17 protein-coding genes are annotated in these 21,309 nt (G+C 73.4%); 15 read left to right on the top strand and 2 right to left on the bottom strand.

What is annotated here, in order from left to right; genetic code table 11:
- From ACZ63E_RS38015 to gntA, 8 genes are read left to right on the top strand one after another with little or no spacing between them, the layout of a single operon-like run.
- Positions 1 to 2,958 carry a type I polyketide synthase gene (locus ACZ63E_RS38015; RefSeq protein ID WP_465341172.1) on the top strand — a complete coding sequence of 986 codons (2,958 nt, stop codon included), beginning with the start codon at positions 1 to 3 and terminating at the stop codon, positions 2,956 to 2,958.
- The gene (locus tag ACZ63E_RS38010; protein ID WP_465312142.1) at positions 2,955 to 3,812 is read left to right on the top strand and encodes a 3-hydroxyacyl-CoA dehydrogenase family protein; all 858 of its coding nucleotides are present in this window, start codon (positions 2,955 to 2,957) and stop codon (positions 3,810 to 3,812) included. The genes ACZ63E_RS38015 and ACZ63E_RS38010 overlap by 4 nt, the downstream gene beginning before the upstream one ends.
- A gap of 43 nt (positions 3,813 to 3,855) precedes the next feature.
- Positions 3,856 to 4,107 (top strand): acyl carrier protein, encoded by a 252-nt coding sequence (locus ACZ63E_RS38005; RefSeq protein WP_395922619.1) that lies wholly within the window; start codon positions 3,856 to 3,858, stop codon positions 4,105 to 4,107.
- A gap of 14 nt (positions 4,108 to 4,121) precedes the next feature.
- Entirely contained in the window at positions 4,122 to 5,261 is a 1,140-nt protein-coding gene (locus ACZ63E_RS38000; RefSeq protein WP_465341171.1) for an acyl-CoA dehydrogenase family protein, read from the top strand.
- On the top strand, positions 5,258 to 6,322 hold the full coding sequence (locus ACZ63E_RS37995; protein ID WP_465341170.1) for an HAD-IIIC family phosphatase: 1,065 nt from the start codon (positions 5,258 to 5,260) through the stop codon (positions 6,320 to 6,322). Before ACZ63E_RS38000 ends, ACZ63E_RS37995 begins: the two co-directional genes overlap by 4 nt.
- A complete protein-coding gene (locus tag ACZ63E_RS37990; protein WP_465341169.1) occupies positions 6,319 to 7,062 on the top strand; it encodes a thioesterase II family protein in 744 nt (247 codons plus the stop codon). Before ACZ63E_RS37995 ends, ACZ63E_RS37990 begins: the two co-directional genes overlap by 4 nt.
- Positions 7,059 to 7,796: a 4'-phosphopantetheinyl transferase family protein gene (locus ACZ63E_RS37985; RefSeq protein ID WP_465341168.1), complete on the top strand. Its 738-nt coding sequence runs from the start codon at positions 7,059 to 7,061 to the stop codon at positions 7,794 to 7,796. The genes ACZ63E_RS37990 and ACZ63E_RS37985 overlap by 4 nt, the downstream gene beginning before the upstream one ends.
- Positions 7,793 to 8,497 (top strand): guanitoxin biosynthesis heme-dependent pre-guanitoxin N-hydroxylase GntA, encoded by a 705-nt coding sequence (gene gntA, locus ACZ63E_RS37980; protein WP_465341167.1) that lies wholly within the window; start codon positions 7,793 to 7,795, stop codon positions 8,495 to 8,497. The genes ACZ63E_RS37985 and gntA overlap by 4 nt, the downstream gene beginning before the upstream one ends.
- Positions 8,498 to 8,624: 127 nt before the next feature.
- On the opposite strand, the gene ACZ63E_RS37975 is transcribed toward gntA, so the two are convergent.
- Positions 8,625 to 11,003, bottom strand: a complete 2,379-nt coding sequence (locus ACZ63E_RS37975; RefSeq protein ID WP_465341166.1) for a BTAD domain-containing putative transcriptional regulator — start codon at positions 11,001 to 11,003, stop codon at positions 8,625 to 8,627.
- A 356-nt stretch (positions 11,004 to 11,359) separates the two neighbouring features.
- Between ACZ63E_RS37975 and ACZ63E_RS37970 the strand changes: the two genes are divergently transcribed.
- The 5 genes from ACZ63E_RS37970 to ACZ63E_RS37950 are packed head-to-tail and all read left to right on the top strand — an operon-like array spanning position 11,360 to position 17,136.
- Positions 11,360 to 12,991 (top strand): fatty acyl-AMP ligase, encoded by a 1,632-nt coding sequence (locus ACZ63E_RS37970; protein WP_465341164.1) that lies wholly within the window; start codon positions 11,360 to 11,362, stop codon positions 12,989 to 12,991.
- Entirely contained in the window at positions 12,972 to 13,241 is a 270-nt protein-coding gene (locus ACZ63E_RS37965; RefSeq protein ID WP_465341163.1) for an acyl carrier protein, read from the top strand. The genes ACZ63E_RS37970 and ACZ63E_RS37965 overlap by 20 nt, the downstream gene beginning before the upstream one ends.
- A 1-nt stretch (position 13,242) precedes the next feature.
- Positions 13,243 to 13,560: a hypothetical protein gene (locus ACZ63E_RS37960; RefSeq protein ID WP_465312132.1), complete on the top strand. Its 318-nt coding sequence runs from the start codon at positions 13,243 to 13,245 to the stop codon at positions 13,558 to 13,560.
- Positions 13,560 to 16,718, top strand: a complete 3,159-nt coding sequence (locus tag ACZ63E_RS37955; protein ID WP_465341162.1) for a WXG100 family type VII secretion target — start codon at positions 13,560 to 13,562, stop codon at positions 16,716 to 16,718. The genes ACZ63E_RS37960 and ACZ63E_RS37955 overlap by 1 nt, the downstream gene beginning before the upstream one ends.
- Positions 16,719 to 16,737: 19 nt before the next feature.
- Positions 16,738 to 17,136, top strand: coding sequence for a hypothetical protein (locus ACZ63E_RS37950; protein WP_465341160.1), 399 nt, complete (start codon positions 16,738 to 16,740; stop codon positions 17,134 to 17,136).
- 225 nt (positions 17,137 to 17,361) lie between these two features.
- Here ACZ63E_RS37950 and ACZ63E_RS37945 read toward each other — a convergent pair whose 3' ends face one another.
- A complete protein-coding gene (locus ACZ63E_RS37945; RefSeq protein ID WP_465341159.1) occupies positions 17,362 to 18,171 on the bottom strand; it encodes a class I SAM-dependent methyltransferase in 810 nt (269 codons plus the stop codon).
- A gap of 25 nt (positions 18,172 to 18,196) precedes the next feature.
- Between ACZ63E_RS37945 and ACZ63E_RS37940 the strand changes: the two genes are divergently transcribed.
- Together ACZ63E_RS37940 and ligD are read left to right on the top strand one after the other, a co-directional pair.
- Complete coding sequence (locus ACZ63E_RS37940; RefSeq protein WP_465341158.1) at positions 18,197 to 19,744, top strand: glycoside hydrolase family 13 protein; 1,548 nt, start codon at positions 18,197 to 18,199, stop codon at positions 19,742 to 19,744.
- The gene (gene ligD, locus ACZ63E_RS37935; protein WP_465341157.1) at positions 19,741 to 21,306 is read left to right on the top strand and encodes a non-homologous end-joining DNA ligase; all 1,566 of its coding nucleotides are present in this window, start codon (positions 19,741 to 19,743) and stop codon (positions 21,304 to 21,306) included. The genes ACZ63E_RS37940 and ligD overlap by 4 nt, the downstream gene beginning before the upstream one ends.
- The last annotated feature ends 3 nt before the right edge of the window (positions 21,307 to 21,309 follow it).

The following is a 21,309-nucleotide window of genomic DNA, read 5'->3' as shown; positions in this document are numbered from 1 at the left end:
ATGACCACGCAACCCAGGGACACCGGCGACGACATCGCGATCGTCGGCATGGCCGGGAACTTCCCCGGCGCGCCCGACATCGGCAAGTTCTGGGCCGACCTGTGCGCCGGCCGCGACGGCATCACCCGGATGACCCGCGACGAGCTGCTCGCCGCCGGGGTCGCGCCCGAGGTCGCCGACGACCCGGCGTTCGTGCCCGCGGCCGGGCTGCTGCCGGACATCGACCGCTTCGACGCCGACTTCTTCGGCTACAGCCGCGCCGACGCCGAGCTGCTCGACCCGCAGCACCGGCTGTTCCTCGAGTGCTCCTGGCACGCGCTGGAGGACGCGGGTGTCGACCCGGACAAGATCGAGGGCCTGGCCGGCGTGTTCGCCGGCGGCGCGCCGAGCACGTACCTGATGTCCAACCTGCTGCAGAACGACGTCACGGCGCTGACCGTCGGCCCGGACCAGCTGATCCTGCAGAACGAGAAGGACCTGCTGGCGTCGCGGCTGTCGTTCGCGCTCGACCTGACCGGGCCGTCGGTGAGCGTGCAGAGCTGCAGCTCGACCGCGCTCGCCGCAGTCGCCCAGGCCTGCTCCAGCCTGCTGACCGGCGAGTCCGACCTGGTCGTGGCGGGCGCCGTGTCGGTCGTCGTGCCGCAGGACCCCGGTTACCTCTACCGCGAGGGCAGCCGGTTCGCCCCCGACGGGATCAACCGCATCCTCGACGCCGGCGCCAACGGCAAGGTCCCGGGCAACGGCCTCGGCGTGATCGTCCTGCGCCGCCTCGAAGACGCGCAGGCCGACGGCGACCGCGTGTACGCCGTGGTCCGCGGCTGGGCCATCCACCACGAGGGCAACCGCGCGCGCCAGGGCTTCAACCTGCCGGGCGTGCCGGGCCAGGCCGCCGTCGTCGCCGAGGCGATGGCCGCCGCCGACGTCGAGCCGGCCGAGATCGACCACGTCGAAGTGTCCACTTTGGGCACGCCGTTCGGGGACGTCGCGGAGATCTGCGCGCTGCAGAAGATCTTCGACGTCGACGGCGTCGAGAAGGTCACCCTCGGCTCGATCGACGCGAACCTCGGGCACATCAACCAGGCCGGCGGCATCGCCCGGTTCATCAAGGCCGCCCTCGCGCTGCACCACGAGAAGCTGCCGCCTGCGGTCAACTTCAGCACCCCCAACCCGCAGCTCGCGCAGAGCGGCGACAAGCTGGTCGTCCAGGCGGAGCTGGCCGACTGGCCGCGCGGCGAGCGGCCGCGCTTGGCCGGGGTGAGCGCCTACGGGTTCGGCGGCACGGACGCGCACGTCGTCATCGAGGAGGCCCCGGAGGACCACCCGGTGCGGCCGGCCCCGCGGCCGCACCACCTGCTCGTCTGGTCGGCGCGGACGGCCGAAGCCGCCGACGCGGCCACGGAGCGGCTCGCCGCCCACCGTCCGGAGTGGACGGACCTCGCCGACGTCGCCTACACGCTGCAGGCCGGGCGCAAGGCGTTCGAGCACCGCCGGATGACCGTCGTCTCGTCCCTGGACGACGCCGCCGACGCGTTCACCGCCGAGAACCGGATCGTCGCCGAGGCCGACACGAAGCCCCGGCGGACGGCCTTCCTGCTCGCCGGTGTCGGCGAGCAGTACCGCGGCATGGCGGGTGGCCTTTACGAGAGCGAGCCGGAGTTCAAGGCCGCCGTCGATGAGTGCGCGGCGCTGTTCAAGCAGCACCTCGGCAGCGACCCGACCGAAACCCTGCTGGGCGCCCGCGGCGGCGACGGCGGCGACCTGGCCCGGCTGCTCGGCCGCGCCACCGACACCGAGGAAGCGGGCCCGGCGGTCACGCAGCCCGCGGTGTTCACCCTCGGCTACGCGCTGGGCCGCCTGCTGCGCGCCTGGGGTGTCGAGCCGTCGGTGCTCGCCGGCTACAGCGTCGGCGAGTTCGCCGCCGCCGCGCTCTCGGGCGCGCTGAGCCTCGCGGAGGCGACCGCCCTGGTCGCGTTCCGCGCGCAGCTGGTCGAGAAGCTGCCGCCCGGCGCGATGGCCGCGGTCCCGGTCGGCGCCGACGAGCTCACCAGGCTGGTCGGCGACGTGACGGCGTTCGGCGTCGACGTCGCCGCGGTCAACGGGCCGCGCATGATCGTGGTCTCCGGCCCCGCCGAGGGCGTCGAGAAGCTGGCCGCCGCGCTCGCCGAGCACGGCGTCCCCGCGCGTCCGCTGCGGACGACCCACGCCTTCCACTCACGCTCGCTGCGGCCGGCCGCCGCCGAGCTGACGGCCTGGGCCCGGCAGCACCTCACCCCGCGCGAGCCGGACGTCCCGTACCTGTCCAACGTCACCGGCGCGCCGATCACCGCGAAGCAGCTCAAGGACCCGGGCTACTGGGCCGAGCACATGTGCCGCCCGGTCCGGTTCGCCGCGATGATCGAGCATCTCGCCAGTGCCGCACCTGACACGGTGGTCCTGGAGCTGGGAGCCGGGCAGTCGCTGGGCTCGATGTTCCGCGGCCACCCGGACTTCCCGCAGGAGTCCTGGCCGCTGCTGGTGCCGACGTTGCCGGGCGAAGCCGATCCCCGCCCGGACACGGCGGTGCTCGCGGAGGCGCTCGGCCGGGCGTGGCTGTCCGGCGCGGACGTGGACTGGCGTGCCTGCCACGCCGGCCGCGAACCGCGCAAGACCACGCTGCCCGGTTACGCGTTCCACCGCGAGCGGTACTGGATCGAACCGACGACGACGCGGTCGGCGGCCGAGGTCGCCCTCGGCGCGCGGTCCGCGGAAATGACGGCGGAGCGGCCGGTCTACCTCGTCGAAGGCGAGCTCGACCGGACCGCCCGAGACCTCGCCACCCGGCTCGCCACCGAGCTGGGCGCCACGGTCCTGTTCGCCGGCGAACAGCCCGGGGGAGCCGACGCCGTGCGCGCGACGCACGGCCGGCTCGACGGCGTGCTGGACCTGACCACGAGCAACGCAGCCAAGGAGGAACGATGAGCCTCGTCGGAGTCGTCGGCGCCGGTGTGATGGGCACCGGGGTCGCGCAGAACCTCGCCACCAGCGGGCACGACGCCGTGCTCGTGGACGTCGACCCGGGCAAGCTGGCCGACGCCCGCGACCGGATCGAGCTCGAGTGCCGGATGAGCCGGATGCTCGGCGGCCCCGAGCTCGACGCCGAGGCCGTGCTCGGCCGGATCACCACCGGCACCGAGCTCGAGCTGCTCGCCGAGGCCGAGGTCGTGATCGAGAACATCACCGAGAACTGGGACCTGAAGTCCCGCCTCTACCCGAAGCTCGACGAGGCCTGCAAGGCCGACACCGTCTTCGTCGTCAACACCTCGGCCATCCCGATCACCAAGGTCGCCGCGCTCACCTCGCGCCCGGACAAGGTGATGGGCGTGCACTTCATGAACCCGGTGCCGATGAAGCCGGCGTGCGAGTTCATCCCCGGCTACCACACGAGCGAGTCCACGAAGGACATCGTCCGGACGCTGCTGGAGTCGATGGGCAAGAAGCCGATCCCGGTCAACGACGCCTCCGGGTTCGTCTCCAACCGCGTGCTCATGCTCACCGTCAACGAGGCCGCTTTCCTGGTGCACGAAGGTGTTGCCGACGCGGCGACCGTCGACGAGGTGTTCCGCAGCTGCTTCGGCCACCCGATGGGCCCGCTGGAGACCGCGGACCTGATCGGCGTCGACACGATCCTCTACAGCGTCGAGGTGCTCTACGACGAGTTCAACGACGGCAAGTACCGCCCCTGCCCGCTGCTCAAGCAGATGACCGCGGCCGGGCTGCACGGCCGCAAGAGCGGCAAGGGCTTCTACAGCTACAGCGCGGCCGGCGCCGGCTGACCCCGCCGGCGCCCCCCTTCCCTTACCCGAGAGAGGCTTTCCCATGTCGCAGGACGTCCGCGGCGAGATCCGCACCTTCATCGGGGCGAAGTTCCCCGGCCTGTCGTTCACCGACGAGCAGGACATCTTCGCCCTCGGCTTCGTGAACTCGCTCTTCGCGATGGAGCTCGTCATGTTCATCGAGAAGGCGTTCGCCACGCGGATCCCCAACGAGGAGCTGAAGCTGGACAACTTCCGCACCGTCGAGCGGATGACCGAGCTGGTGCAGCGGCGCACGGCCGCGGCCGCGCACTGACCGGGGAGGCCGAGGTGACGGCGAGGACACGGCCGGAGGCTCCCGAGCTCGTGGTGGTCGGGCGCTTCGTCGACGACGAGGTCGCCCCGCACGCGAACGGGTGGGAGCAGGCCGAAGAGATTCCCCACGACGTGCGGCGGCGGGTCGCCGAGCTCGGCCTGTGGGCCCCGTTCCTGCCGGTGGAGTCCGGCGGCGCGGGCATGGACATGGTGACCCTCGGGCGGGTGCACGAGGAGGTCGGCCGCGGCTGTTCGTCGCTGCGCAGCCTGCTGACCGTGCACACCATGGTCACCGCCACGGTCGAGCGCTGGGGTGACGACGAGCAGCGTGAGCGGTGGCTGCCGGCCCTGGCCGCCGGGGACACCCTCGGCGCGTTCTGCCTGACCGACCCGGACTTCAGCGGCAGCGACGCCACCGCGGCCGGCACCGTCGCCGTCGCCGGCCACGGCAGCTGGACCCTCACCGGCCGCAAGAAGTGGATCACCGGTGGTCAGCGGGCCGGGCTGCTGCTGGTGTTCGCCCACACCGCCAACGGGATGACGGCGTTCCTGGTGCCCGCCGACCACCCCGGCGTGCGGGTCACGCCGGTGCGGCACGTGCTCGGCACCACGGCCAGCATGCTGGCCACCATCGAGTTCGACGACGTCCGGCTCGACCCGGACGCGCTGGTCGGGCCGCCGGGCTGGGCCGCGGGCACGGTGATGACCGGCGCGCTCGACCTCGGCCGCTACAGCGTCGCCTGCGGCTCGGTCGGGATCGTGCGGGCCGCGCTGGCCGCGTCCGCCGCCTATACCTCGGAACGCTCGGCCGGCGGCGGGCTGCTGCGCGACCTGCCGCAGATCCGCGCCAAGATCAGTGACATGGTCACCGCGCGCGACGCCGCGCGGCTGCTGTGCGAGAAGGCCGGGCGACTCAAGGACGCCGGCGACCCGGCGACGATCATGGCCACCTGGGTGGCCAAGTACTTCGCGTCCACCGCGGCCGCGCGGGCGGCGTCGGACGCCGTCCAGATCCACGGCGCGAACGGCTGCGGCCCCGACTACCCCGTCGCGCGGCTGTACCGGGACGCGAAGGTCATGGAAATCATCGAGGGCAGCACCCAGATCCAGGAGCTGACCATCGCGGACGAGGCCTACCGGGAGGTGGCGGGATGACCAGCGCGGAAACCACGGCGGTGGCGGAGAAGCCGAAGCGCGGCCGCATCAAGTGCGTGGTCTGGGACCTGGACAACACGGTGTGGGACGGCACCCTGCTGGAGGACGGCGACGTCACGGTGCGCCCCGGCGTCGTCGCCGAGATCAAGCGGCTCGACGAGCTGGGTGTGCTCCACTCGGTGGCCAGCCGCAACGACCACGACGCGGCGATGACGCGTCTCAAGGCGGCCGGGCTGGCCGAGTACTTCCTGCACCCGCAGATCACCTGGAACCCGAAGTCCGGGTCCGTGGAACGGATCGCGAAGGCCCTCAACATCGGCCTGGACGCGATCGCGTTCGTCGACGACCAGCCGTTCGAGCTGGAAGAGGTCGCGCACGCGCTGCCCGCGGTGAAGACCGTCGACGTCGCGCACCTGGCGGAAACGCTGGCGTCGGAGGAGTTCCGGCCCAAGTTCGTCACCGACGAGTCGCGCGTCCGCCGTCAGCTCTACCGGGCCGCCGCCGAGCGGGACCAGGTGGAGCAGGACTACGAGGGCACGAACGAGGAGTTCCTGTCCACTTTGGACATGACGTTCACGATCTCGGCCGCGCAGCGCGAGGACCTGCAGCGCGCCGAGGAGCTGACCGTCCGCACCAACCAGCTCAACTCGACCGGGCGGACCTACTCCTACGACGAGCTGGACCGGCTGCGGACCTCACCCGACCACGTGCTGCTCGTCGCGTCGCTGTCGGACAAGTACGGCGGCTACGGCAAGATCGGCCTGGCGCTCGCCGAGCGCGGCGCCGAGGCCTGGCACCTGCGGATGATGCTGATGTCGTGCCGCGTGATGTCCCGCGGGGTCGGCACGGTGCTGCTCAACCACATCATGGGGCTGGCCAAGGCCGAGGGCGCCAAGCTGCGCGCGGACTTCGTCGAGACCGGCCGCAACCGCGTCATGTACGTGACCTACGCGTTCGCCGGGTTCAGCGAGATCTTCCGCGACGGCAACCAGCTGGTGCTGGAGTCGGACCTCGGGCAGATCCAGCCGCCGCCGGCCTACCTGACGCTGGAGGTGCGATGACCACGGCGACCGCGCGGCCGTGGCTGCCCGGCGGGCTGCCCGCGACCGGCGCCACGAAGCTGTTCTGCTTCCCGCACGCCGGGGCGAGCGCGGCGGTCTACCGGAGCTGGACGGCCGCCGCGGGGGACGACCTGGTCGTGCTCCCGGTCCAGCCGCCCGGCCGCGCCGAGCGGGGCCGCGAACGGCCGCACGACAGCGTCGAGGCGCTGGTCGACGACGCGCTCGACGGGCTGTCCGACACGCTGACCGGGGACTTCGCCTTCTTCGGGCACAGCCTCGGCGCCCTCGTGGCCTACCTGCTGACGCGCCGGCTCGCCGAGCGCGGCGCGACCCTGCCGCGGCACCTGTTCGTGTCCGGCCGGGCCGCGCCCCAGCTGCCCGACACGCGCCCGCCGTTGCGCGCGCTGCCCGACGACCGGCTCGCCGCGGAGCTGCACGCCCTCGGCGGGCTGCCCGACGTCCTGCGGCGGGAGCCGTCGCTGCTGGCCATGTTCCTGCCGCTGATGCGCGCCGACCTGGCCGTCAACGAGACCTACCGGCACGTGCCGGGGGAGCGGCTGCCGGTGCCGGTGACCGCGTTCGGCGGTGACCACGACCCGCGGGCGAGCGAGGACGAGCTGGCCGCGTGGCTCGAGCTGGGGACGGACCCGGCGATGTTCACCTACGTCGGCGGGCACTTCTACCTCGAGGAGCGGGTGCCGGAGCTGCTGCGGGTGATGCGGCGGAGGCTGGCGCGGTGACCACGGACTGGTCGCCGGCGTGGCGGCAGCCCTCGGGCGCGGTCGGCGAGCGGCTGCGCCCGGGCCGCGACGTGCACGTCTGGCGGATCGGCCTGGGCCGAGTCCTCGGCGTGTCCGACGTCTGCGGCCTGCTCGGCCGGCTGTCCGACGACGAGCTGCGCCGCGCGGCCCGGATCACGGTCGACGAAGAGCGCACGCGGTTCCTGGCCTCGCACGTCGCCCTGCGCGACGTGCTCGCCGGGTACGTGCCCGGCGAGCTGCGGTTCACCCGCGACAGCGACCGCCCGGCGCTGGCCGGGGACTCCGGGCTGGAGTTCAGCCTGTCCCGCTCCGGCGGCCTGGCGCTGGTCGCGGTCGCCGCCGGGGTGCGCGTCGGGGTCGACGTCGAGGAGATCCGCGCCGTGGACCACGTCGGGCTGGCCTCACGCACGCTGGCCGCGTCCGAAGCGGCCGACGTCGCCGAGCCGGAGACGTTCTTCCGGTACTGGACCTGCAAAGAGGCCTACCTCAAGGCCGAAGGGGTCGGCCTGGCCGGGCTCCCGGGCCCGGCCTTCACCCTCACCGGCGGCGAAGCGGTGTGCCCGGACAGTCCCGAATGGACGGTCACGGAACTGGCCGCAGGCCCCGGCCACGCCGCGGCGCTGGCCGTCCCGGCGCGCCCGGTGACGGTGCGCGCCTTCGACTGGCTCCCGGGCCGGACCCCGGCCGGAGCGCACGGGAAAGGAGCGACATGAGCGAGCCGAGAGCGGAGCTCGAAGAGTTCATCCAGACCAAGGAGTTCAGCTGCCTCGGCGCCCGGTCGGCGCTCAAGCGCGGCTCCATCGAACACGGTCACTACCCGGCACTGGGCGACCCGGCGTCGGCCCGAGCCAACTACCGTGACCTGCTCGGTTACGCGCGGGGCATCCGCCCGACGCTGTCGGACAAGAGCTTCCGCACGTTCGTCTCGACGTTCGAGACACCCGGCGGGATCCTCGACGAGGAGGAGCACGAGCGCCTCCTGTGGCGCCACCTCCAGCTGATGCACGACATCGACAGCCGCACGTACGGCCTCGACGAAGGCGCGACGTCCGACCCGGCCGAGCCCAACTTCGGCTTCCACGTGGCCGGCCACGCGTTCTTCATCGTCGGCATGCACCCGGGCGCGTCCCGCGCGAGCCGCCGGTTCGTCCGCCCGGCGATCGCGTTCAACTCCCTGATGCAGTTCATGCTCCTGGGCGACAAGTTCTTCTCCATGCAGGACGCGATCCGCAAGCGCGAGAACACGAACAACGGCTCGGTGAACCCGAGCTTCACGACGTACGAGTACCAGATGCCGTCCCGCCACTTCGCGGGCCGGATGACCGAAGAGGACTGGAAGTGCCCGTTCAGTTCCCGGCACGAGGCGTCGGCGGTCAAGTACGACTCGGACGTCATGCAGCGCCCCACCGGCTGACGTCGGACACGAGGAAGCCCCGGTCACTTCGGTGGCCGGGGCTTTGTCGTGCGCCGGGACTCCCGCCGTGTGCGGGACATGGCTGTGCCGCCTCCCGCAGGCGAGAGGCGGCACAAGACTCAGACGCTCAGGCGGGGATCTCCGTGCGGGCCGCCCGGCCCACCGGACGGCGCAGCAGCTCGGTCCGCACCGACCGCGGGATCCGCTGGTAGGCCAGCTCCCGCAGCGCCGCGCGCCGGAACGTGAAGCCGTCCTCCTCGCGCTGCAGCACGTCGCGCTCGGTCAACGCCGTCAGGGCCGCCGCCACCTCCGAGGCTGACCGGTCGCAGACCGAAGCCACGTCGGACGCGTCGAAGACGTCTCCCGTCAGCGTCGCCGCCTTCAGGACCGCCTTCTCGGCCGGGGGCAGGCTGTCCAGCAGGGCCGACAGCGTCCGGCGGACCAGCGGGGGTGTCGTCTGGGCCGCGAACGGCGTCGTGCGGCCGCGGACGCTGTCCGCGTAAGCGTGTGCGAAACGCGGGTTGCCGCCGATGCGTGTGATCAGCTCGCGCTTGCCGCGGGCCAGGCGGGTCGTGCCCGGGAGCAGGACGTCGAGCAGGCCGGCGACCGCGTCGTCGGCGAGCGGGGCCAGGGTGACCGTCGTCTGCCCGGCCGAGCCCGGCGCCGGCTCGGGCGAGCCGGGGCGCGCCGTCGCGACCACCAGCACCGGCAGGCCCGCGCAGACACCGCCGAGGCCCGACACCGGCAGGCCGGACTCGTGGACGTCGTCGGCCAGCACCACCAGCGGCCCGTGCGCGGTCAGCTCGGTCGCGGCGGCGCGCAGCGCGTCGTCGTCGCCCTCGGCGCGCAGCCGGGCCACCGTGCGGGGGAGCAGCCCCGGCGCGCCGGCGAACGTCGCCGCCAGGTCGCCGGACGCCTCCAGCACCCGCACCTCGGGCCGCTTGGCCAGCAGCTCGCCGAACTCCGCGAGCAGCCGCGTCTTGCCGATGCCGGGCTCGCCGAGCACCGTGATCCGGTGCGGGCGGCCGCCGTGCTCGACAAACCCGAGGAAGTGGGCCAGCAGGGCGAGGTCGTGGTCGCGGCCGGCGAACGTGCCGGGGTCGGGCGTCTCGGCCACCACGTGCGGACGCACCGACGCCGCCTGCCACCAGTCGGGGGAGTCGTCGGCGGCGCCGTAGACCACCGTCGGCTCGCTCGCCTCCCGCACCGCGTCGGAGACCCGGACGCGGCCGTCGGGGGCGGCCAGCGCGGACCGGACGCAGCGGTCCAGCACCGGCCCGGTGACCACCGGCCCGCCGGGGGAGGACTCCGCGAGGACGTCGCCGGCGTCGACGCCGATCTGCGTGACGACACCCGCGGCGGCCAGCCGGTCGCGGATCCGCAGCGCGGTGCGGACCGCGCGCACGGCGTCGTCGTCGCGGGTGCCGGGCAGGCCGAACACCGCCAGCTGCACCGGGCCCGGGCCGCCGGGCAGGTGGGCGCCCTCGGCTTCGGCCTCTTCTTCGGCGACGGCGCGCAGCCGGGCGAGGACCTCGACGGCGTCCTCGGGGTCGTCGTCGCCGGTGTCGGCGGGGGCGATGCCGACCACGACGACCGGCTTCCGCTCGGCGTCGGCCGGCTCCGGGCGCGCCGGGGCGACCGCGATCACCGGCGGCGCGGGCGAGACGGGCGGCGCGGGCGTGACCGGCGGCGCCGGCAGGACCGGCGGCGCGACGGGCCGGGGCGCGGGCTCGGGCGCCGGCTCGTGGGTCAGCAGGGTGTCGTCGTGCTGCAGGATCGCCCGCTCCAGCTCCCGCAGCTCCTTGCCCGGCTCCAGGCCCAGCCCCTCGGCGAGGGCGACCCGGGTCGCGCGGAAGACCTCGAGGGCGTCGACGTGCCGGCCGCAGCGGTACAGCGCGGTCATCAGCTGGCCGTTGAGGCGCTCGCGGTTCGGGTGGGCCTCGGCCAGCGCCCGCAGGTCGGTCAGCACCTCGTGGTGGCGCCCGCGGTCCAGCTCGAGCGCGAACAGCTCCTCGTGCACGGCCAGCCGCTCGTCCTCGAGCGCGGTGAGCTCGGGCCAGGCGACCCCGGTCTCGGCGAGGTCGGCGAGCATCCGGCCCCGCCAGAGCCCGAGCGCCTCGCGGTAGGCCGCGATGGCCGCCTCGTCATCGGCGGCCGCGGCCCGCCCGGCCGCGACCAGCCGCCGGAACCGGGCGACGTCGACCTGCTCGCCGTCGACCCGCAGCAGGTACCCGGGCGCGTGGGTGAGCAGCATCGGCGGCTCCTCCCCGGCGCCGGACCGCGCGGCGAGCGTCGTGCGGAGCCCGGAAACGGCGTTCTGCACCATTTTGCGCGCGGTCGCGGGGACCCCGTCCGGCCAGAGGGCGGAGAGCAGCGTGCTGGTCGCGACGACCTCGTTGTGGTGGAGCAGGAGGAAGGCCAGCACGGCTCGCTGGGTCGCCCCGCGCAGCACGACCGGGCGTCCGTCGTGGACTACGTCGAGTGGGCCGAGAAGGTCGAAACGCACGGGTCACCGCCTTGTCCGGGCTTGTGAAGACGATCTCCACCGTGGGCCACGAACGGGGTCGCCGACAACGCCTGGGGCCCGATACTGGCGGGGTGCCAGGCCGCACCGGAACGATGCCAGTTACCGCCGGATGTGTTGACGATGACCGGGGCAACTGCTATCGGAAACCGGCCGGAACCGAGGGGAACCGAACGCGGGCCCGCCGCGTCCGAGTGGTCGTGGTGGCGCCTGGGACGGCCGCCCGGCCCGTGAGCAGGACGGCGGCCCGGGCGCTCGGTGCTGCCCGCGGGCACCGTCCACAAAGCACCGCGCACCGCGGGCGAACCGGAGCCGGGGCGTCCAGTAGGTTGCGGAGCGTGTCCCGTCCGACCGTGTCCGTGCCCGAAGCGGTGCTGCGCACCTCGATCGTGGAGTGCCTGTTCGCCCGTGCGGACGACGAGCGCCCGCTGTTCACCCACCAGGACCACTCGCACACCACGGAACACACGCTGACGTGGGCGGAGTTCGCCGCCCGGGTCCGCGTGGTCGCCGGGGAGCTGCGCCGGGCCGCCGAGCCGGGGGAGCGGGTCGCGATCCTCGCCGGGCAGGAGCTCGCCTACCCGCTCGCGTTCTTCGGCGCGCTCGCCGCCGGGCTGGTCGCCGTCCCGCTGATGGCGCCGTCGAACCCCGCGCAGGCCGAGCGGCTGACCGGGATCCTCGCCGACTCCGGCGCGCGGCTGCGGCTGACGTCGAAAGCCGTGGCGGAGCGCCTGCCAGGGGACGGCCTGATCGTCGTCGACGACCTGGCCGGCCCGGGCGCCGACCCGGTGTCGTCGGAGCCGGAAACGCCCGCCTACCTGCAGTACACCTCCGGTTCGACGCGCGAGCCGGCCGGCGCGGTGGTCCCGCACCGGGCGATCGTCGCGGCCTGCTGGCAGGGCAGCCGCGCCTACGCCGTCGACGAGGGCACGACGTGTGCCGGCTGGATCCCGTTCTTCCACGACATGGGCCTGATCCAGCTGCTGTGCCTGCCGGTCTTCGCCGGCGGGCGCTCGGTGTTCATGGCCCCGGCCGAGTTCGTGCACCGGCCGGAGCGCTGGCTGCGGCAGCTGAGCGACTACCCCGCGGTGTTCACCGCCGCCCCGAACTTCGCCTACGACCTGGCGGCCGACGCCGCGGGTGCGGGCGAGTTCGACCTTTCCGGCGTGAGTGTCGCCCTCAACGGCAGTGAACCCGTCCGGCCGCGCACGGTCGAGCGGTTCCAGGAGGTCTTCGGACCGCACGGGTTCCGCCGCGAAGCGCACCGGCCGTCCTACGGGCTCGCCGAAGCCACCGTCTACGTCGCGAGCGCAGGGCCGGAAGGCCCGCGGGGCGCGGTGTTCGACCGCGAAGCCCTCGCGCAGGGCCGGGCCGTCGAAACCGTCGAAGGCCACGAACTGCTGTCGGTCGGCCGTCCGGTCGGGCAGCTGGTGCGGATCGTCCACGACGGCGAGGAGCAGCCCGACGGCCTGGTCGGCGAGATCTGGGTGCACGGCCCGAACGTCGCGACCGGGTACTGGGGCCGCGGCGACGGCACGGCGTTCGGCGCGACCCTCGACGGCCTCGGCGGCTGGCTGCGCACCGGCGACCTCGGTGTGGTGCACCGCGGCGACCTCTACGTCACCGGCCGGCTCAAGGACCTCATCGTCATCGACGGCCGCAACTTCCACCCGCAGGACATCGAAGCCTCGGCCGGCGAGGCCCACCCCGCGGTGCGCCGCGACCGCGTCGCCGCGTTCGGGGTGTCCGACGACGAGGGTGAAGGGGCCGTCGTCGTCGCGGAATGGGTGCGCGGCGCCGAGGCGGACACCAAAGAGGTGACCCGGGCCGTGCTGCGCGCCGTGTCGAAGGAGCACGATCTCACGCTCCGTGCGGTACGTCTGGTCCCTTCCGGCGGACTTCCGCGCACATCCAGTGGCAAGGTCGCCCGGTCGGCCGCCAAGGCACGTTATGGTGGCGGCCGTGGGTGATCACCGCGCCGAGGTCACGAGGGTCGTCGTCGACACCTTCCGGCTCGACCCGGCCCTCGTCGAGCCCGACGCCCCGCTGGAGGAGCTCGGCATCGACTCGAAAGGCCGGATCCGCCTCCTGGCGGCACTCGAGGTCTATTACGGGGTCACCATCGACCTCGACCTGCTCGACCGCTTCACCGACGTGGGATCCGTGGCCGGCGTGCTCGCGGAAGCCCTGGGAACCGAAGAATCCGAGGAAAGGCGCTGACATGAGCGGCGGGGGGTACACCGCGACGACGGAAGCGTTGTCGACGGCGTCCAAGACGATCGGTGACCTGGCGGAGCACCTGCTGGACGACAACCCGGACCTGGAGACGCCGGAGGTGACCGCGGAAGGGTTCGGCCGGGCGCACAACGCCCACGCCGCGAAGTACACCGCGGGCGCGCAGGCGTTGTGGGCCGCGGTCTCCGGCTACAGCACCACGCTGGGCTCGTTCGGCACGAACCTCGGCACCGCCGGGTCGGCCTACGGCGCCAACGAGGAAAACCAGGCGGGCGCGATTACGAACGCCGGAGGGTCGCTCTGATGGCCGAGAAGAAGAAGTGGTCCGACGTCAAGGCGATCCTCGACGACCCGAGCGTGCCGGCGGCCCAGAAGAGCACGCTGATCAGCAGCTGGCTGCGCGAGAACCCGCCACCGCCGCCGTTCCTGGCCGACCAGGAACCGGACGACATCAAGCAGAAGCGCCAGGAAGCCGACAAGTACGCGACCGCGTACAACGCGAACCCGTTGTTCGCCGGGCAGTCGGTCGACGAGGCCTACGACAAGGCGAAGTCGAGCGGCGACCAGAACTCCTACAACGAAGACCAGGAGAAGAAGGCCGTCGACGACGGCAAGGCCAAGCTCGACGGCACGAAGCCGCCCGCCGCCGGGGAGAACGGCGCGGGCGCCTCCGGGACGAAGACGTCGGACGAGATCTTCGACGCCGCCGCGCCCGCGCTGAAGCTGTTCGAGACCTTCGGGTCGCTGCTGGCGAAGATCCCCGCCGACTGCCGGGGCAACACCCGCGCGATCGACCTCGACAAGGACATCCGCGCGCCGTTCGACGAGCAGCGCGGAATCAGCTTCGAGCACTTCGTCAACGACGCCGCGCACTTCAAGACCGGCTCGGAGACGGTGGACCAGACGGTGGAGGACACCGGTTCGCAGCTGGGCTCCCTGTTCAAGACGTGGACCGGCGCCGGCGCGGACGCCGCGTCCGACACTTACAACGACAAGATCCAGCCCAAGGCCTCGAAGCTGTCCCAGACGCTCGGCAACGTGAGCGAGGCGACGCTGAACACCGCCACCACGGTGTTCCAGCTGTGCAAGGGCAAGGCCGACGCGGTGGTCGGCATGTACACCGACCTGGTCGGCAAGGCCGACTACACGATGGCGCAGAAGGTCATCGCGGTCGCCAGCGGCGAGCACGGCAACGAGCAGGACCTGGCCCAGATCGCGGGCTGGATGGACCTCAACTTCGGCACGAACCTGGTCAAGACCCTCAACGACCAGGGCTGCTGCGACGGCGACGAGATCAAGAAGCACGGCCAGGACCTGGCCAAGCAGTGGATCCAGAACCAGTTCAACCCCGACATGTGGGACCGGCTGTACCAGGGGTTCGCGAAGACCTGCAAGGACACCAAGGACCTCGTCGACCAGGCGTACGACGCGCTCGACAAGGTGATGGGCAAGGTCAAGAACGAGTTCGAAGGGGTGTCGCTGCCGGGGGGTTCCGGCGGGGGGCCCGGGGGAACCGGGGGCACGGGCGGCGGTCCGGGTGGCTCGGGTTCCGGCTCGGGCGGTTCCGGTTCGGGTTCGGGCGGCTCGGGTGGCGGGTCCGGGAGTGGCTCCGGTTCGGGTATCCCTGGCGGCGGTGGCCCGGGCGATGGCGGTTCGGGCTCCGGGGGTTCCGGGAGTGGTTCCGGCTCGGGGATTCCCGACGGCGGCGGCTCGGGTTCCGGCTCGGGCTCGGGTTCCGGTGGTTCGGGCTCGGGGGGTGGTGGCTCGGTGCCGCCGATCCCCGACATGACAACACCTTCCGACAGCGGTCCGGCGGGCGGCGGGTCCGGTTCGGGCTCCGGCGGTTCGGGTTCTGGCTCCGGTTCCGGCTCCGGCTCGGGTGACAACGGCCAGGCCGCGGCCCAAGCCGCCGCAGAAGAGGCCAAGAACAAGGCGGCCGACGCGCTGAAGCAGTTCAGCGGCCCGGGGATCCAGACGGATTCGGGCGCGGGCGGCGCGGGTTCCGGGTCCGACCTCGGCTCGGGCGGCGGCGGTTCGGGCTCCGGCTCGGGTTCGGGTTCGGGCAGTGACGACACTTCGCCGTCCTCGGTGCCGCCGCCGTCTTCCGGCGGTCAGGACGCGGCGGCTGCGGCCGCCGAAGCGGCCAAGAAGAAGGCCGCCGACGCGCTGGCCGAGTTCAGCGGCCCGGGCATCGAGACGGATTCGGGCGCCGGCGGCGGTTCCGGTGCCGGAAGCGGCCTCGGCGGCGACGAAGGTCTCGGCGGCGGCGGTTCCGGCTCGGGCGGCGGGTCCGGGTCCGGTTCGGGCTCCGGCGACGACGGCAAGGCCTCGGCGGAGCAGGCCGCGGAGGACGCGAAGAACAAGGCGGCCGACGCGCTGAAGGAGTTCAGCGGCGACCCGATCAAGACCGAGCCGGCCGGCGACCACCCCGGCCTCGACACCGACGGCGACGGCAAGCCGGACAGCCCGCTCGGCGAGGACAAGGACGGTGACGGCAAGCCGGACCACCCGCTGGGCGACGACAAGGACGGCGACGGCAAGCCGGACAGCCTGCTCGGCGACGACAAGAACGGCGACGACACGCCGGACACTCTGAAGGTCAAGCAGGGCGACAAGACCTTCGAGATGACCGAGCCGGACCACGACGGCAAGATGGACATCAAGGTCGGCGACGGTTCCGGTCCGCTGAAGGACTTCAAGCTCGACTGGTCCGACGACGCGAAGGCGGGCGACGGTCCACAAGGGACGGACGACGTCCACTGCCCGGGCCCGGACGGCAAGATCCACATCGACGACGGCGGCGTGAAGATCACTGCCGAGCGTCCCGACGGGCCGGACGGGCCGACCGTCGTGACCGTCGACGACGGCAGCGGCAAGCCGACCACCTACACCCTCGGCGAAGACGGCAAGGACACCCCGGGCGGCGCCCACCACCTCGCCGACGACACGCTCGGAGGCGGCAAGAAGGACGCCCTCGGCGACACCCCGATCTCACCGGCCCACGGCGACAAGATCGACGACCTGCCCACCCACCGCGGCACCCTCGACGGGCTCACCGGCGGCGGTGGCGGCGGGCACGAGGGGCTCGGCGGCGGCGGTGGCCTGTCGTCGGCCGGTCTCGACCCGGTCGGCGCCGGAGCGGCGTCGGGCGCGCTGGGCGACACGCCGTCGTTGTCCGAAGGCGCCCACAGCGGGACCGCGGCGCACCAGCCGCAGCCCGCCACGGCGGCGTTCGCCCCGGCGGGTGCCGGGGCGCCCGGCGCGGCCGGCCAGAGCTTCGGCGGCGGCGGGATGGCGCCGATGGGCGGTATGGGCGGAGCCGGCGGCGGTGGCGGCGACCAGGAGCGCAGCAACCGGGCCTACCGGATCGACGGCGGTGTCTTCGAGCCGATCGCCGAGCCGACCGGCCGGATCGTCGGCTCGCTGGACGAGGAGGAGCCGCCGGCCGCCCGCCGGTGGTGAGCGTGGCACGGGAGGACGCATGACCGACATCAGCGGGATGAAGGCCGAGCTGGACGGCCTGGTCCGCGAGCAGTCCGAGCGCCGCGCGCTGCGGGAACAGCGGGGCGAGGAGATCAAGGCGCGCTCGCAGGAGTACATGACGAAGCAGGTCCAGGCCGCGGAGCGGTACGTCCAGCGCCGCCGGGAGCTCGCTCAGCGCAAGACGAAGTCGGGGTGGAGCACGGACCGTTCGGGCGCGGAGCCGCCTTCGGCGTTCGACTCGGACGCGTTCGGCGGCGAGCCGGGCTCGGCGTCCCCGTTCGCCCCGACATCGGCGCCCCCGATGGCCCCGCCGTCACCCCGCGACAAGCCGCCCCGCCGCGGCCGCCGCGCACGCATGGACGAGGACGACGACGGGTTCACGAACAACCCCTGGTGAACGGGGCAGGCCGCGGCGAGCATCCCGCTCCCGCGGCCGGGTCATGGCCACCAGAGGTCGACCGCGATCTCCCGCAAGGTCTCGGCGAACACCCCCTCCGGGCTGGCCCGCCCCGGCAGCTCCCCGCGGCCGGTCATGGCCGCCGGAGGTCGACGGCGATCTCCCGCAGCGTCTCGGCGAACACGCCGTTCGGGCTCGCCTGCTCCGGCAGCTCCCGCGGCTGGGTCATGGCCACCAGAGGTCGACGGCGATCTCCCGCAGCGTCTCGGCGAACACGCCGTCGGGGCTCGCCCGTCCCAGCAGCTCCCGCAGCTCGGCCTCGAACTCCGCCCGCCGGTCCCCGAACAGATGCGGCGCCGAGCTCGACAGCGAGAACACCGCCGCCACGACGTCGTCGAGCTGCCGCACGACCACCCGCCCCGGCACCTCGAACCGCCGCGGGCCGCCGAACCCCGCGGCCCGGTAGATCTCCGCCTCACCGCCGGCCGTGCCGTTCGGCAACGCCCCCTGGCCCGCGCGTCGCACCGGGCCGAGGAACTTCCGCACCAGCTCGGTGATCGCGTCGTGCGGTGGCGGTGGGTGCGCGAGCGCCCCGCCCTCGACCCCCTGGTGCGTCGTCGCGTGCACGTGGGCGCAGGCGCCGCCCGGCTCCAGCATCGCGCGCACCGCCGTGGCGACCTGGAGCCGGTCGAGCCAGTGGAACGACTGGGCGAACGTCACCAGCCGGAACCGGCCCAGCCCGGCGGGCAGGTCCTCGGCCCGCCGGTGCACCCAGCGGCAGTTCCCGATCCCCGCCGCGGCGGCGAGGCGCCCGGCCTCGGCGAGCATGTCCGCGTCCGCGTCCAGCCCGACCGCTTCCGCGAACTCACCGGCCAGCAGCAGCGTCAGCGAACCCGGCCCGCAGCCGACGTCGAGCAGGCGGCCCGACCCGTCGAGCCCGGCCTCGGCCACGATCGCGGTGGCGAGCTCGCGCGGGTAGGCGGCCCGGCCACGCGCGTAGTACTCGGCGCTGCCCGCGTACAACGACGAATCCATGCCCTCAGCGTAGATACTCGGATCCATGAACGAGTGGTGGCGCGACGCCGTGGTCTACGAGGTCTACGTACGCAGCTTCGCCGACTCGGACGGCAACGGTGTCGGTGACCTCGCCGGCCTGCGCTCCCGGCTCGGGTACCTGGCCGACCTCGGCGTCGACGCCGTGTGGACCACCCCGTGGTACCGCTCGCCGATGGTCGACGGCGGTTACGACGTCGAAGACCACCGGTCGGTCGACCCGCTCTTCGGCGCCGACGAGGACGCGCTCGAGCTCCTCGCCGAGGCGCACCGGCTCGGGCTGCGGGTGATCATCGACGTCGTCCCGAACCACACCTCCGACCGCCACCCCTGGTTCCGGGCCGCGCTGGCCGCCGGCCCCGGCTCACCCGAGCGTGCGCGGTACCACTTCCGGCCCGGCCGCGGCGCGGACGGCGAGCTGCCGCCCACCGACTGGCGCAGCGTCTTCGGCGGCCCGGCCTGGACCCGCGTGCCCGGCGGCGAGTGGTACCTGCACCTGTTCGCCCCCGAGCAGCCCGACCTGAACTGGGACCACGCCGAGGTCCGCGCCGAGTTCGAGGACCTGCTGCGGTTCTGGTTCGCGCGCGGCGTCGACGGCGTCCGCATCGACGTCGCCCACGGCCTGCTCAAGGACCCGGGCTTCCCCGACCTCGGCGCCGAAACCGGCGTGAGCCCGCACTGGGACCGCGACGGCGTGCACGACGTCTACCGTTCGTGGCGGAAGGTCGCCGGCGAGTTCGGCCCCGACCGGGTGTTCGTCGCCGAGGCGTGGGTCGACCGGCCGGACCGCCTCGCGCGGTACGTCCGCCCGGACGAGCTGCACACGGCGTTCAACTTCGACTTCCTGCTGGGCGACTGGGACGCGGTCAAGCTGCGGGCGGTGGTCGACCGGACCCTCGACGCGCTGGGCGCGGTCGGCGCGCCCGCGACGTGGGTGCTGTCCAACCACGACGTCGTCCGGCACGTGACGCGCTTCGCGGGGGAGTCCGGCCTCGAGTCCGGCCGGCGGCAGGCCCGCGCCGCGCTGCTGCTGATGCTGGCGCTGCCCGGCGGCGTTTACCTGTACCAGGGCGAAGAACTGGGGCTGGAAGAGGTCGAGGACCTGCCCGAAACGGTGCTCGCCGACCCGACGTGGGAACGCTCCGGCCACACCCGCCGCGGGCGCGACGGCTGCCGGGTGCCGCTGCCGTGGTCGGGGACGGCGCCGCCGTTCGGGTTCACCGGGGACGGCGTCCGGACGTGGTTGCCGCAGCCCGGCCACTGGCGGGAGCTGACCGCGGAGAAGCAGGCTGCCGACCCCGCGTCGATGCTCAGCCTGTACCGCGCCGCCCTGGCCGCCCGCCGGGCGCACCCGGCGCTGGGGGACGGGACGCTGGCGTGGCTGCCCGCACGGGAGGGCGTGCTGAGGTTTGGGCGGGAGCCGGGGTTCGAGTGCGTGGTGAACCTGTCCGCCGAGCCGTACGAGCTGCCCAGGGACACGCGGGTGCTGCTCGCGAGCGTGCCGCTTGCGGACGGCCGGGTGCCTGCGGACGCGGCCGTGTGGGTCGAGAGGTGAGCCCCGAGGACCGCAAACTGCGGCGCTACCAGGAGATGCGTGACTTCGGCCGGACCGCGGAGCCGGCCGGCGGAGGCGGATCCGGCCCCGACGGTCACCGGTTCGTCGTGCAGCGGCACCGCGCCCGCCGGCTGCACTACGACTTCCGGCTGGAGCTCGACGGGGTGCTCGTCAGCTGGGCGGTGCCGAAAGGTCCTTCGCTGGACCCGAAAGCGCGCCGGCTGGCCGTGCACGTCGAAGATCATCCGATCGAGTACGCCGACTTCGAAGGGGTCATTCCGCACGGGGAGTACGGCGGCGGCGACGTCATCGTCTGGGACCGCGGGGTGTGGCGGCCGGTCGAGCCCGACCCGGCCCGTGCGATCGAGGAGGGCACGCTGCACTTCGACCTCGACGGCGAGAAGCTGGCCGGGCGGTTCGTCCTGGTGCGCACCAGCCGCGGGGACAAGGAACAGTGGTTCCTCCTGCACAAGACCGACGAACACGACCAGGCCGGTTGGGACGCCGAGGACCATCCGCGGTCGGTGAAGAGCGGCCGCACGAACGACGAAGTGGCCGCCGCGCCCTCGGCGTTGTGGCACGGTGACCGGCTGGCCGCGCAGGCGGAGGAGGCCGTCGGGTTCGCGGCCGCGACCGAGGACGAGCTGGCGGCGCTCGACGACCTGGGCGCCAAGGGAAAGTGGTCGATCGGCGGCCGGGAGCTCACGCTGACCAACCTCGACAAGGTGCTCTTCCCCGGCCCGGCGCCCGGCACCAAGCGGGACCTGATCCGCTACTACGTCATGGCCGGGCCGGCGATGCTGCCGTACCTGGCCGGGCGCCCGCTCAACACCCAGCGGTTCCCGCAGGGGGTGACGGAGCCGGGTTTCTACCAGAAGGAGGTCCCGCGGCACGCGCCCGACTGGCTGACCACCTGGCACAACGAGCGCGCCGACGCCGGTGAAAGCCAGCGGTACGTCGTCGCCGACAGCGTCGCGACGCTGGCTTGGCTGGCCAACTACGGCGCGCTGGAGCTGCACGCGTGGACGTCCCGTGCCGCCGACGTCGACCACCCGACGTGGGTGCTGTTCGACATCGACCCGGGCCCGGAGACGACGTTCGCCGACGTCCTGGAGCTGGCGCGGCTGCACCGCACGGCGCTGGAGCACCTCGGCCTGACCGGGCGGCCCAAGGTGACCGGGCAGCGCGGCGTCCAGGTCTGGGTGCCGATCGCGCCGCACCGGACGTTCGAGGAGACCCGGACGTGGGCGGAGACGGTGTCCAAGACCATCGGGCAGGTGCTCCCGGAGCTGGTCAGCTGGGCGTGGACGAAGGACAGGCGCCGGGGCCGCGCCCGGCTCGACTACACGCAGAACGTGCGGAACAAGACGCTGGTCGCGCCGTACAGCGTCCGCCCGCGCCCGGAAGCACCGGTGTCGGTGCCGCTGGAGTGGGACGAGCTGGACGACCCGGACCTGAAACCGGACGGCTGGACGATCCGCGAGGTGCCGGCGCGCCTGGCCGAGCGCGGCGACCCGTTCGCGGCGTTGCTCGGGGTGGCGCAGGAGCTGCCGGGGTTGTAGCCG

Source organism: Amycolatopsis sp. NPDC104819 (genome assembly GCF_055583145.1).
The sequence above is the reverse complement of the archived record's forward strand: the minus strand, read 5'-3'. Positions and strand labels throughout refer to the sequence as shown.

Coding starts and splice junctions, on each gene's coding strand:
- ACZ63E_RS38015 (WP_465341172.1), top strand. CDS start 1: ATGACCACGCAACCCAGGGACACCGGCGACGACATCGCGATCGTCGGC.
- ACZ63E_RS38005 (WP_395922619.1), top strand. CDS start 3,856: ATGTCGCAGGACGTCCGCGGCGAGATCCGCACCTTCATCGGGGCGAAG.
- ACZ63E_RS37950 (WP_465341160.1), top strand. CDS start 16,738: ATGACCGACATCAGCGGGATGAAGGCCGAGCTGGACGGCCTGGTCCGC.
- ACZ63E_RS37940 (WP_465341158.1), top strand. CDS start 18,197: ATGAACGAGTGGTGGCGCGACGCCGTGGTCTACGAGGTCTACGTACGC.
- gntA (WP_465341167.1), top strand. CDS start 7,793: ATGAGCGAGCCGAGAGCGGAGCTCGAAGAGTTCATCCAGACCAAGGAG.
- ACZ63E_RS38010 (WP_465312142.1), top strand. CDS start 2,955: ATGAGCCTCGTCGGAGTCGTCGGCGCCGGTGTGATGGGCACCGGGGTC.
- ACZ63E_RS37960 (WP_465312132.1), top strand. CDS start 13,243: ATGAGCGGCGGGGGGTACACCGCGACGACGGAAGCGTTGTCGACGGCG.
- ACZ63E_RS37990 (WP_465341169.1), top strand. CDS start 6,319: ATGACCACGGCGACCGCGCGGCCGTGGCTGCCCGGCGGGCTGCCCGCG.
- ACZ63E_RS37965 (WP_465341163.1), top strand. CDS start 12,972: ATGGTGGCGGCCGTGGGTGATCACCGCGCCGAGGTCACGAGGGTCGTC.
- ACZ63E_RS37955 (WP_465341162.1), top strand. CDS start 13,560: ATGGCCGAGAAGAAGAAGTGGTCCGACGTCAAGGCGATCCTCGACGAC.
- ACZ63E_RS37995 (WP_465341170.1), top strand. CDS start 5,258: ATGACCAGCGCGGAAACCACGGCGGTGGCGGAGAAGCCGAAGCGCGGC.
- ACZ63E_RS37945 (WP_465341159.1), bottom strand. CDS start 18,171: ATGGATTCGTCGTTGTACGCGGGCAGCGCCGAGTACTACGCGCGTGGC.